Source organism: Burkholderia sp. TSV86, from assembly GCF_001522865.1.
GTDB lineage: Bacteria > Pseudomonadota > Gammaproteobacteria > Burkholderiales > Burkholderiaceae > Burkholderia.
Map to the genome: position 1 here is coordinate 1 of NZ_LOWB01000026.1, position 10125 is coordinate 10125.

Here is a 10125-nt window from a genome sequence, read left to right on the forward strand (position 1 = left end):
CAAGAAGATCTACGACTCGATCGCCACCTTGCAGACGGACCTTGATGCGTGGCTCGACCAGTACAACAATGAACGAGAGCATCAGGGGCGCTGGTGTTACGGCAAGACGCCGATGCGCACTTTCCTCGATTCGCTCGATCTCGCCAAGGAGAAACTCATCCCCCATTGACGACTCGTACTTTGTCGGCCCGACTACCTGTCAGATCAAGTCCCGGCTAATACAGATCACGCCCCCATCGACTATTACAGCCCCGTCGTCATACCACGCGTTCGATCGCTCGGAACACATTCGAGCCGGCCAGTAAAAAGGCATCGCGGGCATACCGGCAACGTATTGGGTTTCCCGCCTGTCATCACTGCTGCTTCGGTCCGAATCCGCGATAGGGCTTCAATGGAATGATCGCGACGATTTCCAGCATCCCCTCCTTGACAAGCGGCAAGCTGTCGAGTTGCCTTTCAACGTCTTCGCGGTTTTCCGCCTCGACCAGCAAGCAAGCGCCGCCGACATCGCCACGATGCCATATCTGCCGGATAAAGCCCTCGGCATACAGCGTTCGCGCCCGTTGCGCCTCATCATCAAGCAACGGAGCGAAATCCGCATCGCTGAAGTGTTCGGTGACTCGGCGTGAAAGCGTCAAGAACTGCATCGTCATTCTCCTGATCGGGAAAATTGTTGGCGTGGCGTTTTTCATGCGCCAACTATCGAGCAGCCAGATGCGTCTGTCCAGGACTGAAATCGCTACAATTGAGATCCAGGAGATCTCAAGTGATCGATTTACGCCAGCTTCGCGCTTTTATCGCGGTCGCCGAAACCGAACATGTCGGACGAGCGGCCGAACGGCTCCACATCTCGCAATCGCCTTTGAGCCGGCAAATCATCCGGCTCGAAGAGCAACTGGGGATTGCGTTGTTCGAACGCGTCCGTCAACGCGTGCGTCTGACAAAAGAAGGCCGGATTTTTCTTGAAGAAGCCCGATCGCTGCTAAAACAAGCGGAACGTCTCGAAATGAATGCACAGCGGCTTGGGCGCGGAGAAACCGGAACGCTCTCGATCGGCTATGTCGAAGCATCAATGCGGTTGAATCTCTTGCCACAAGCGCTTCAGTCATTCTGCGCGACGCACCCTGACGTGCCAATCACGCTGCACGCGCTTCGTTCAGCCAAGCAGATCGACGCGATACGCAAGCGCACGCTCGATATCGGCTTGGTCTATTCCCCCCCTGCGCCAGCCGACACCGATCTCGCAAGCCTGCTGGTTGCAAACGATTCGATCGTGCTTGCCGTACCCGACGATCATCCGCTCGGGCGTGTCAAAAAGATCACCGCCCGGCACCTCGACGGGCAACGGTGGATCGCGATGCCACGCACACTCAATCCGGCTGCGCGCGAACGCTTCGTCGCCACGTGCAACGCTTGCGGCTTCATGCCGGATATTCGGCTCGAAGCAGTCGAACCCACGGCAATGCTTAGACTCGTCGGAGCCGGCCTCGGCGTCGGCCTTGTGCAAGCCGCGCTTCGCACTGCGGCGTCGCCTGGGGTCGTGTTCAAGACGCTGCCGTGGTTTCCGTTGACCGTAGACGTTCATGTTGTCTGGAGACGCTCGGATTGCAGCCCTCTATTAGCCGGCTTCTTGGAGAATGTCGCTGCGCTGCCGGTTGAAGATAGTCGCCGGCAGCGGATGCCGCGCTACGATGCGCCTGAACTCCAAGCCAAGAAAAACCACGTCCCGAAGCAACGCTGCCAAATTTAGACGATGTCGAGCATGGAAGCCCGTGCAAAAAGGGCTATTTTCAGGACATCTCCAGCGCATCTGAGTCACTCTTTTCCGCTTTCCGGTTCAGGGACTCGGCACACTCGGCACCATATTCGATCTGGCGTCCGAACCGTCTCTCGCTAGTCTTTCGACAAATTCGCGGGACCGTTGCAATCACCGGCTTCGATGTCAATGCGCGGCATGCAACTCCTGACTCTGCGGCATCGAGAGCCACGTAAATAGCGAAGGCGGGTGATCGAATGCGTTGACGATTGCAGAAGCAAGCGGCCCACTGCGCGCCGCCGCGGAATACAGTTTGAGCATGGCTTCAGCAGGCGGCGTCAACAACATGCCATTCGTCCACTGCACCGCGTATTGTGCGTATTGCCAATATCGCTCAAAGGTCTGCGTCATCCACTCACGAGTAAACGAAGCATCGCCATGATCGAAAATCGCATCGAGATAGATGCGGCTGCATTTCGATGCACCGTTCGCGCCTTGCCCCGTCAGCGGATCGTTCAGCACGACCGTGTCGCCGAGCCCGAGAACCAAGCGGCCGGACGGCAATGTCGCAACGGGTTCGCGCACCATCGGTGCAAATTTGCCGGACAAGACGCCGTTGGGATCGGTCAACTCGGCATGTGCGCAGCGTGCGTATTCCCGCGGCAAATAAGCCTTGAGCAGAGCAAGCGAAAGCGCAAGATGCTGCGCTGGGGAACCGGCATCGTGCCAGCAATCGAACGGGCCGCCCACCACGCCTTCGAATACCATGATGTGGCACGGACCGCTCAACGTCAGCGCGGGAAACACCAAATATTCGCCAACGCCAGGAATCACATTATAGGAAATGCGAGAAAAACCTTCCGACGGCGCAAGACCATGCACATAAGTCATGCCAAGCGCGCGCTGCGGTTTATCGAATGCGCTGCGCTTCGCATCGCGCACGAAAAGCTTCGCCACGTCCCCTTTCCCCGATGCAAGCAACACAAGGTCATGCGACGCGCTAAGCTCTTCGAGCACCTGAATATCGGCATCGCGCAACTCGATCCGTGCACCGCGCTTGGCGATCACGTCGAGCCACGCAGCCATCTTCAGGCGCTGATCAACAGACTGTGCCGGCTTGTTGAGCCGCGCGGCCCAATCGATCGTTTGCTCACCGGGCGACAACGGATCGTGCAACGTCAACCCGATTCCCTCGATCGGCGGGCATAGCCGCTCCCACCAGTTCAACCCTGCGGTGCGTTCGATATCGAGCGCACTGCCGAACATACATTGACTCGACATGACCTTGCCGCGCGCGATTTCGTCGGCATCGCGGTTCGTCACCAGCGTGACTTGATATCCGCGGTCCAGCAGTCCGAATGCGATTTGCAAGCCTGACTGGCCGGCTCCGACAACCGCGATGCGGCGAGCGCGACCCGCCTCGGATAGATAGCGATATTCCTGCCCTTGCACACTCATTTTCGCTCTCGACCAATCAATTAGCGGCTCGCTGAACTTCCTCAACATGCGCGCCGTATTAACAAACGGCAATCTTGCGCATTGGTGTCGACAAGACTCGAAGGGCAAGAAAATAGCGGAGTACTCATATTCGTGGCACTCGCCCCCGGGATGCCACGTTCTGAAGCGGAAAAATAACACTTCCGGCCCATGCATTACCAAGATCCGCTCAATTGAGTAAGCTGGCTCTCATAGTCAAAAATTGTCATGGCCGCCGGTCATTTCAGACAGGTATCCAAACCCTTTATCTCAAAAATTGCAGGCGGTCACACATCTCAGCTCTTCAAATAAGTCTCCACCAGCCTGACCCAACAGGCCGCGCCAAGCGGTAGCGCAGTGTCATTGAAGTCGTAGCCTGGGTTATGCACCATGCAAGCGCCATCCGGCCCTTCGCCGTTTCCCAGCAGCAAATAGCAACCCGGCACCTCGTCGAGCATCCACGCAAAATCTTCACTGCCGTCCATCAGCGCCTGGTCGGGTCGCGCATAAACGCGTTCCGACCCGACCAGTTCCTCACAAACGCGCTGGACAAGCCGCGTTGGCACATCCGCATTGACCACGGGCGGAGTCAGTTGGCGATAGTCGATCGTCGCTTCGGCACCGTGCGCTTGCGCCGTCAAACGCACGATGTCGCGCACCCGCGCCTCAATGAGCGCACGCGTCTCAGGCGTCGTCGCGCGCACGTTGAGGCCGATTTCAACCGTTTCGGGAATCACGTTATGAGTCGTGCCACCGCGGATGTAACCCACCGATACCACCGCACGCTCACGTGGCGCGACGTTGCGCGCAACAATCGTTTGCAATGCGGTGACGATGGCCGCGGCCGCCGCGATCGGGTCACGTGCGCGATGTGGCATTGCGCCATGCCCCCCCCACGCCGTTGATCGTCACATCGGCCACGTCTGAAGACTGGCTGACCGGACCCGCCAACATACTGAACGTCCCGACAGGCATCCCAGGCCGGTTATGCAGTGCGAATACCACATCGCACGGAAAGCGCTCGAACAGGCCGTCCTCGATCATCGCGCGCGCGCCGCAAAGATTTTCTTCGTTAGGCTGAAAGATCAGATTCAGCGTACCGTTGAAATCGCGCCGCACCGCAAGAGCACGCGCGGCCGCAAGCAGGATCGCCGTATGACCATCGTGACCGCATGCGTGCATTCTGCCGGCAATCGTACTCTGATACGGCAACCCGGTCGCCTCATGGATCGGCAGCGCATCCATGTCCGCACGAATACCGATTTGCTTAGGGCCCGCGCCGAGCCTCATCTGTGCGACGACGCCGCTGCGGCCAATGCCGGTATGAACGTCGTAGCCCCACGCACGCAATTGTCGCGCAACGAGTTCGCTTGTGTGGCCGAGATCGAAGCCGAGTTCAGGATATGCATGCAGACGGCGTCGAATATCGACGAAAGTATCTGTATCGATCCCGGATAAAAGCGACGAAACCCGTGATATTGTTGAGTTCATCATACATTCCTTATCTTCTTACCAAGCTCGGATTTCGTAAGCGCGCACCGCGCATCGCTTCATAATCGACCTTCATCAAGTAAACCCGCGCGCAATGGGCAACACTGCGCCGTGCGCTGCCGACACCGGAACATCCTGTATGATCACCGCACGCTATCGCATGCATTCCGAATGCGACATTGCCCGCGTCCGCTGCTCACCCAATACAACATTCACCCAGCACAATGGAGTACCGTTCGATGAAACATCTCGTATCGACTGCATCCGTGGCCGCTCTGCTCGCACTTGCACTGAGTGCCTGCGCCAACGAATCTTCCAGTTCGGCTGCACCGCCCGCCCCCATGGTAGGCAGCGATCGCGACACGCACGGTTGCATCGGCTCGGCCGGCTATTCATGGTGCGAGCAAACCCGGCAATGCGAACGACCGTGGGAACTTGCCAAGCAGAAGGGCTTTGCGGTATCGGCCGACAACTTCGACAAGTATTGCAAAACCGGCTCCATCAACTGATCCACGCTCCGGCCCAAGGCGCAACCCGATGGGGCTCTCCGTATTGCGAGTCGGAGCACACAATGTGCATACCCGATACCGCTCGCGACAAAACGTGCGGCTATGACGTCGCGCCATGCCGAAATTGTTTCGTTAATCTAAGAAGTTGCGCGCGTGGTCCATGCCGGTTGATGACGACGGCGCGGCGGTACCAATGACAATCGGTACGTTATCCGTCAAGCGCCGATCTGCACATACCTGTCGATCACCGTGCCGCGCGCGCCATGATTTGCCGGCGAGGTTGTGTCGTGCGCGAACGGGTGCTCGGGCGCATCGGTTTGCCGCCACGCGTGACGCTTGAACAACGTCCAGTACCCGCCTCGAATCACAAAACCGCCGCACTTCCTCGCATACGCATCCCGCCGCATCCGGTAGGCGCGGGGCAAGTCGTACCACGGCAGGCTTGGCAGATCGTGATGAACCAAATGGTAATTGTTGTTCAGATAAAGCAGTCGCATCAACGGCCCGGCCTCGTTGATCGCGATACGCGCCTTGGGCTCCGGCGCAGCACGATGCTCGTATAACGAGCGAATCATCGCAATCGATTGAGCCGGCCACGTAACGGCAAGCAGGTAATACCACCAATGCACGCCGACCGATAAATGCAACCACGCAAGCAACGTGGCGACAAGCGCGACGTGCGCAATCCACATCGGCAGATAATGCCAGTCTGCGCGCCGCCAGGCGCAAAATGCATCCGCCAGCGTCGCGGCAGCGCTTATCGGCGGCCCAATGACAAAACGCCCGATAAAACTCTTGCGCGCATGCCACAGAACACGCTGCCAACGGCTCAACCCCACCCAGCGCTCCGGCAACACATAGTTGCTTTCCGGATCGACGCCCGGCACGGTCAGATCCTCGTCGCGATGATGTTCAAGATGCGTATCGCGATACAACGTGTACGGATACCAAACCGACAACGGCGGATAACCCAACAGCTTATTCAAGCGCTTGGAGCGCGTCGGGTGACCGTGCAGGAGTTCATGTTGCAGCGACATATGCCACGCACATAGCAAGATCAGCAGTGGCGTCGCGATGGCAAGCGGCAAGCCCGCGTCACGCACGCTCAGCAGTACGCTCAGCCAGCCGCCGTAAACGACGACGATCAGCAGCCAGGTCGGCCACTCGGTACGCGCGGTCAAACGATCCCCGAGCGCGGCAATCTCGCGCGCATGATCCACATCGAAGTATTCGGCCATGTTCCAGCGGACATCGGAAGCCGGATGTCGCTAAACACGCCGGCAGGTATATCGAAAAGCGCAGAGACGCGCCGCCGCTCGATACAGCCTGCATGGAATGCGCGACGACGTGGCTTGACCGGTCGAACCTTAACGAATCGCTTCACCGAAACCAACCAATGGATTCGAATTTGCTTATATCGGCTATCCATCGGCTGACAGCTGATGAGGCGATAAGCCACGATGCGCGCTGAAATCCGTAGAATGTGAGTATGAAAAATTGGATTGCCGGATTGCCGATGTACAACGTGACGACGCAGCATGCAGCGTTGTGGCGCGCACTGCTGCTCGATGCGTTGCAAGCATTCGCGCGCGCGGGCGGAACTGCCGATGTCACGCTACTCGACGAACCTTTCGGCGATTTGCTACCGCTGTGGCAGCGCGACGATCTCCTGCTATCGCAAACCTGCGGCTATCCATTTCGAATGCTCGGCCTTGCCGAATCGGTGCACTTGATCGCAACGCCTGCATTCGACGCGAGCGGCTGCGAAGGAGCGCGCTACCGAAGCGCGCTCGTCGTATCGGCAGACGCTCATGCACGCGGTGCAACGACGCTGGCTGCCTGTCGCGGCATGCGCGCCGCCTATAACGATGACACTTCGCACAGCGGAATGAATGCACTACGGCATGCGGTCTCGCGCCATGCGCGCAACGGACGCTTCTTTTCGTCCATCATGCGCACCGGCTCCCATCTGAGCGCACTGCGGGCGCTAGCCATGGGCGAAGCGGACATCGCGGCGATAGATTGCGTGACACTTGCTTACGTCGGCGACGCATTGCCGGAAATGCTGAACGGCGTGCGCGTCATCGGCGAAACCGCGTCTGCGCCTGGCTTGCCGTTCATCGCGTCGCGCTCGCTCGGCAACGCGCATGTCGCCGCGCTGCGCGACGCACTCGACACTGCTCTCGCAGCCGACGCAACGCGCGCGCGCTCATTGCGGCTGCGCAGTTTCGAGCGACTTTCCCTGGACGCCTATGTGGACATTGAACGGCTTGCCCGCGAAGCAACGGTACGCGGATACCCGGTGCTCGCATGACTGACGCGGCAATCCGTTTGTAGCGGCTCAAATCAAATTCCATCCTTACGATATTTATATTTGTCAGCAATACGAAATATAGATAAATCACATAAATATCATCTCGGGTGACTATAATTGGTCGTGCTTATGCAGCGCCAAGCACTTCCACACTGAGAATGCGGCGTGCAAAGCGTACACCACTTATATAGGAGAGCGTGATGCAAATGATCGAACTTTCCGCAGACGAAATCCGAGCCGTATCCGGTGGTGCTGTGACTATTCCGACCCCTATTCTAGATATCGAGAAGGCCATTGAAGGCGCTGCCGGCCAATTGCCAGTTATTGGTTCCATCGTGCAACCCTTTGTTGTGCTGGCAATCAATCAATTCAACAATCTGCTGGGATCGCTACCGAGTATTCCCGGCTTTCCGCAGTTTTGATGGGATGAATACTGCGTGAATCAGGAGTGCCGGTCGGGCCCGGCTCGATCGACACTCTTCCAATCTTCAGTAGTAATCGTCACGAAAAGAAAACCGGGGCCCATTGACCGGGCATTCAGCACAACAGCGCCCGGACTCAAAATAATCGAAAGCTCCCCGCCCTGGCTCGCTGGCCTCTTTGGACAATTATTCATTTGTTAAAACGCTGATATCGCCGGCGATGGCGAGACGTCAAGCCCATCTCGACACAAAAATACGTCTGACCTATATCGGGCTCCGTGCAATACGGCAATAAAGCGGGAAAAATTTCTCACCCATGCCCTCAATCCTTAATCAAGATAAGCATGAACATTATGTACTTGCATATCGAAGCACAACGAATGAGCGATGCCGATTTATCTGACTAATAATTTTGTCACATTTCCGGTAAAAACAACCGCTTCAAAATACACCACGCAAAATTGACCGAATCGAACTCCATCCCAACCCACTTACTCGCAACAAAATATTCACAAAAAATAAATCATGCCAACAAAATCAATTTACAGCCGAGTATTCGTCTTTTTAATTAAATTGAAAGAAGCATAAAAATGTATAAAAAAGAAAAATCTTGGTCCATATGAATATAATGAGCGCTGCCTTGCACCATGCCATTTTCAGTTATCGACTCAACACGGCAAGGCAATCATTTACGGAGAAAACCATGCGCATGATCGAGCTTTCGAACGACGAAATTCAAGCTGTTTCCGGTGGTGCACTCCTGCCGACCGGCTCGGTGAGCGGCAGCGCCAATCTGGCCGGCAATCTGCTGGGCCTCTTGAGCAGCAATCTGTTCGGCACGTTCAGTGGCTCGGTGAACGGCGGTACGGCAAGCGCGAATGCCAGCCTGGGCGCTGTTCTGAACAGCGTGCTGGGTTCCGTCGGCGGTACGCTGAGCGGCAGCTTCAGCGGTACCTTGCCGTTCGCAATCTGATCGATATCGGATGAAGCGTGGGCGCTGGTTACGATTGCGACGACCAGCGCTCGTGACCGGCATCTCCGGTTCATACGCTAAACATCAATAAGCGCCATTTTCAATTGCAAGCGCCACGCAAAATATCAAATATTGGCCGCCCCCGAACCTCGTATTCTTCAATATGCAGCCGTGCGTGATTCGTGGCCGATCGGCTTGCGGTACGTCGCCAGGCCACTTCCGTCGCCCCGTCTCATTGACCGTAAATGTCATTCGGCGGGACTTGGGCACGATCTGTATCACGTCTCTCACTTGACGCCCCTCCCACTTCGACAATCACGACAACTACATCAAAATCCATTTGATGCCGCCTCGCAAGCAATCCAAGGAATTTTCTTATTTTATTTTTTCATTCATACATCACATTATTTTTATAAAATGAAAGATATTTAAAAATATATAAAACCAAAAAATATCGAATTACCTAGCTATAATTAATTTGCCAAGCACAGCGCATTTCAAAACGGACTGAAACGCAGTGTGATGAGGCACCTACTTAAAGGAGAGTAATGATGCAGATGATTGAACTTACGAAGACTGAAGTCCAAGAAGTGTCTGGCGCGTCGTTCCCCCCTATTGGCGTTTTCCCGAATGGTATTGGTCTGGTAGCCGGCATTTCGGAACTGCTGATGGGCACGGCCTATGTCGGCAGCGAAGCTCTCACCATTACCGCTCATGCGCTTGTCTCCGCGCTCGGTGGCGCATGGGGTCCGTACACCCCGGCCTAAAGCTGATCGCTTCCACCAAAACTGGCGGCGCCAATTATTCAATCCGTGATCGGCGCCGCCGCTCAAATACATTAGTCAGGCGGCCTGCATATGTCACTTCGATTTTTCGGAAAGCGATACAAAATTAGTTGATGCAGCCCGTAAATTTATGTTTAATGGGTGGGCACTCGACAGACGATTCATAACGAAATCAATCCCACCAGCGCCGTGAATCAACCACTTTTCCGAACGGCCGCGCAAGAAGCCCAACGCACGCAAACGCTGGGCGAGATCGTGCTGATTCGGCCGGTATCGTTCGCGGTCCTGACCACCGCGGCCATCGCCATGGCCCTCGGCGTGATCCTGCTGTTCAGCTTCGGCACCTATACCCGCCGCACCACCGTCGACGGCACCCTCACCCCCGATACCGGGCTCGTC

General features: G+C 56.5%; 9 protein-coding genes and 3 pseudogenes. 8 read left to right on the forward strand and 4 right to left on the reverse strand.

What is annotated here, in order from left to right; translation table 11 throughout:
- Positions 1–169 (forward strand): annotated as a pseudogene (locus tag WS68_RS28225) (IS481 family transposase); the annotation flags it as partial.
- A gap of 184 nt (positions 170–353) precedes the next feature.
- On the opposite strand, the gene WS68_RS04845 reads toward WS68_RS28225, so the two are convergent.
- Positions 354–692: a muconolactone Delta-isomerase family protein gene (locus WS68_RS04845; RefSeq protein WP_197419521.1), complete on the reverse strand. Its 339-nt coding sequence runs from the start codon at positions 690–692 to the stop codon at positions 354–356.
- Between the two features lie 74 nt (positions 693–766).
- Here WS68_RS04845 and WS68_RS04850 point away from each other — a divergent pair, with 74 nt between their 5' ends.
- Positions 767–1750 carry a LysR substrate-binding domain-containing protein gene (locus tag WS68_RS04850; RefSeq protein ID WP_082709804.1) on the forward strand — a complete coding sequence of 328 codons (984 nt, stop codon included), beginning with the start codon at positions 767–769 and terminating at the stop codon, positions 1748–1750.
- Positions 1751–1942: 192 nt separating this feature from the next.
- Here WS68_RS04850 and WS68_RS04855 read toward each other — a convergent pair whose 3' ends face one another.
- Together WS68_RS04855 and WS68_RS04860 are read right to left on the reverse strand one after the other, a co-directional pair.
- Positions 1943–3214, reverse strand: a complete 1272-nt coding sequence (locus WS68_RS04855) for a styrene monooxygenase/indole monooxygenase family protein (RefSeq protein ID WP_059569719.1) — start codon at positions 3212–3214, stop codon at positions 1943–1945.
- A 314-nt stretch (positions 3215–3528) separates the two neighbouring features.
- Positions 3529–4726: pseudogene (locus WS68_RS04860) on the reverse strand (M20 aminoacylase family protein).
- Between the two features lie 236 nt (positions 4727–4962).
- Here WS68_RS04860 and WS68_RS04865 point away from each other — a divergent pair.
- The gene (locus WS68_RS04865) at positions 4963–5232 is read left to right on the forward strand and encodes a hypothetical protein (protein ID WP_059569725.1); all 270 of its coding nucleotides are present in this window, start codon (positions 4963–4965) and stop codon (positions 5230–5232) included.
- 215 nt (positions 5233–5447) lie between these two features.
- Here the strand turns inward: WS68_RS04865 and WS68_RS04870 are convergent, their stop codons facing one another.
- Positions 5448–6470 (reverse strand): fatty acid desaturase, encoded by a 1023-nt coding sequence (locus tag WS68_RS04870; protein ID WP_059569720.1) that lies wholly within the window; start codon positions 6468–6470, stop codon positions 5448–5450.
- 251 nt (positions 6471–6721) lie between these two features.
- On the opposite strand from WS68_RS04870, the gene WS68_RS04875 reads away from it, so the two are divergent.
- From WS68_RS04875 to WS68_RS04890, 5 genes and pseudogenes are all read left to right on the forward strand, one after another.
- The gene (locus WS68_RS04875) at positions 6722–7546 is read left to right on the forward strand and encodes a phosphate/phosphite/phosphonate ABC transporter substrate-binding protein (RefSeq protein ID WP_059569721.1); all 825 of its coding nucleotides are present in this window, start codon (positions 6722–6724) and stop codon (positions 7544–7546) included.
- A gap of 200 nt (positions 7547–7746) precedes the next feature.
- Positions 7747–7968, forward strand: a complete 222-nt coding sequence (locus WS68_RS27255; protein ID WP_125910416.1) for a hypothetical protein — start codon at positions 7747–7749, stop codon at positions 7966–7968.
- Positions 7969–8671: 703 nt separating this feature from the next.
- Positions 8672–8941, forward strand: a complete 270-nt coding sequence (locus WS68_RS04880; RefSeq protein ID WP_059569722.1) for a hypothetical protein — start codon at positions 8672–8674, stop codon at positions 8939–8941.
- A gap of 548 nt (positions 8942–9489) precedes the next feature.
- Complete coding sequence (locus WS68_RS04885; protein WP_059569723.1) at positions 9490–9708, forward strand: hypothetical protein; 219 nt, start codon at positions 9490–9492, stop codon at positions 9706–9708.
- A 207-nt stretch (positions 9709–9915) separates the two neighbouring features.
- Positions 9916–10125, forward strand: a pseudogene (locus WS68_RS04890) (HlyD family secretion protein); the annotation flags it as partial.

Coding starts and splice junctions, on each gene's coding strand:
- WS68_RS04845 (WP_197419521.1), bottom strand. CDS start 692: ATGAAAAACGCCACGCCAACAATTTTCCCGATCAGGAGAATGACGATG.
- WS68_RS04855 (WP_059569719.1), bottom strand. CDS start 3,214: ATGAGTGTGCAAGGGCAGGAATATCGCTATCTATCCGAGGCGGGTCGC.
- WS68_RS04865 (WP_059569725.1), top strand. CDS start 4,963: ATGAAACATCTCGTATCGACTGCATCCGTGGCCGCTCTGCTCGCACTT.
- WS68_RS04870 (WP_059569720.1), bottom strand. CDS start 6,470: ATGGCCGAATACTTCGATGTGGATCATGCGCGCGAGATTGCCGCGCTC.
- WS68_RS04875 (WP_059569721.1), top strand. CDS start 6,722: ATGAAAAATTGGATTGCCGGATTGCCGATGTACAACGTGACGACGCAG.
- WS68_RS27255 (WP_125910416.1), top strand. CDS start 7,747: ATGCAAATGATCGAACTTTCCGCAGACGAAATCCGAGCCGTATCCGGT.
- WS68_RS04880 (WP_059569722.1), top strand. CDS start 8,672: ATGCGCATGATCGAGCTTTCGAACGACGAAATTCAAGCTGTTTCCGGT.
- WS68_RS04885 (WP_059569723.1), top strand. CDS start 9,490: ATGATGCAGATGATTGAACTTACGAAGACTGAAGTCCAAGAAGTGTCT.